The 1,639-nt window shown below is 35.1% G+C and carries 2 protein-coding genes; both read right to left on the bottom strand.

The features are described 5' to 3' along the window. Nucleotides 1–254: 254 nt before the first annotated feature. Nucleotides 255–800 carry a hypothetical protein gene (locus RM51_RS18845; protein WP_039373313.1) on the bottom strand — a complete coding sequence of 182 codons (546 nt, stop codon included), beginning with the start codon at nucleotides 798–800 and terminating at the stop codon, nucleotides 255–257. A 208-nt stretch (nucleotides 801–1,008) separates the two neighbouring features. Further along, nucleotides 1,009–1,554, bottom strand: a complete 546-nt coding sequence (locus RM51_RS18840) for a hypothetical protein (protein ID WP_039373311.1) — start codon at nucleotides 1,552–1,554, stop codon at nucleotides 1,009–1,011. Between the last annotated feature and the right edge of the window lie 85 nt (nucleotides 1,555–1,639).

The following is a 1,639-nucleotide window of genomic DNA, read 5'->3' as shown; positions in this document are numbered from 1 at the left end:
TATGATTGCTCCGAAAGTTAAAGCTGCGATTAAGATTTGTTTTGTCATGATACTATTATTTTTAATTTTTATTCTTGTTTAATTGTCCTCTTTTGACATTACAAATCTACAGCGGCGAAAAAAGTTTCTTTGTAGTGGAACATGGAAGTTCATGTAGTAAAATAACTACAAGGTTTATTTATTTGGATTAAAAAGAAAAGCCCTCAATCCGTTCTATGTATTGAGGGCTTATATAAAATTGCTGTTTGCTTTTATTACAAAGCAGTCGCAGTATACGTAACTGTCTGTGTATAAGTTCCGGCTGGTTTACCTAAAATATCAGAAGATGATGATTTAGCTGCCGGAATGGTATAATCCAGATTCAATGTTAAGGCGCTTCCAAGAGGAGCATTGGATACTAAGGTTTGATCCGTTGCAGATAAAACTACAGCGCTTTTTGTTCCTCCCATTGTTCCGGCAGCTGTAGCTGCTTTAATCGTCAAAACATTTACAGGGATTAAGTTGGTTCCATTCATGAAATTAGCGCCTCCTGCTTTTACTTTAACATTAAAGTTTTTCGTTGAAGTAACTTTCAAAGAATTGGCTTTAGTAATGGTTTGATCTGAATTATAGTCTGCTGCAGTAGCATAGTTGAAGTCAACCGTATTACCAATTGCTGTACTTCCTGCATCGATAGAGATCACATCATTCAGAGTAATGTTTACTGTTGTTGTTGCGGTTGTATTTTGAGCCTGAACATTGCTTGTTCCTAATATGATTGCTCCGAAAGTTAAAGCTGCGATTAAGATTTGTTTTTTCATGATACTATTATTTTTAATTTTTATTCTTATTTAATTGTCCTCTTTTGACATTACAAATCTACAGCGGCGAAAAAAGTTTCTTTGTAGTGGAACATGGAAGTTCGTGTAGTAAAATAACTACAAGGTTGATTTATTTGGATTAAAAAGAAAAGCCCTCAATACTTCCAACGTATTGAGGGATTATTCTATAAATTATTGTTTATTTAAATTATAAAGCAGTCGCGGTATACGTAACTGTTTGCGTATAAGTTCCAGCTGGTTTACCTAAAATATCAGAAGATGATGATTTAGCTGCTGGAATAGTGTAGTCCAAATTCAGTGTTAATGCACTTCCAAGAGGAGCATTGGATACTAAGGTTTGATCCGTTGCAGATAAAACTACAGCGCTTTTTGTTCCCCCCATTGTTCCGGCAGCTGTAGCTGCTTTAATAGTCAAAACATTTACAGGGATTAAGTTCGTTCCATTCATGAAATTAGCGCCTCCTGCTTTTACTTTAACATTAAAGTTCTTCGTTGAAGTAACTTTTAAAGAGTTGGCTTTAGTAATGGTCTGATCAGAGTTGTAGTCTGCTGCAGTAACATAGTTGAAGTCAACCGTATTACCAATTGCAGTACTTCCTGCGTCGATGGAAATTACATCTTTCAGAGTGATGTTCGCTGTTGTTGTTGCGGTTGTATTTTGAGCCTGAATTTTGTTCGTTCCTAATATGATTCCTACAATAATCAAAGATGCAATTGTAAATTGTCTTGGCATGTTAGTAATATTTAGTTTATTAATTTCTTATAGATGTTACAAAGCAGTCGCAGTATATGTAACCGTTTGCGTATAAGTTCCGGCT

Origin of the sequence: Chryseobacterium taiwanense (assembly GCF_000813825.1) — a bacterium.
Taxonomy (GTDB): Bacteria; Bacteroidota; Bacteroidia; order Flavobacteriales; family Weeksellaceae; genus Chryseobacterium; species Chryseobacterium taiwanense.
This window is presented reverse-complemented; position numbering and strand designations above follow the sequence as displayed.

Excerpts from the sequence above, each read along its gene's own strand:
- RM51_RS18845 (WP_039373313.1), bottom strand. The coding sequence starts at position 800 with ATGAAAAAACAAATCTTAATCGCAGCTTTAACTTTCGGAGCAATCATA.
- RM51_RS18840 (WP_039373311.1), bottom strand. The coding sequence starts at position 1,554 with ATGCCAAGACAATTTACAATTGCATCTTTGATTATTGTAGGAATCATA.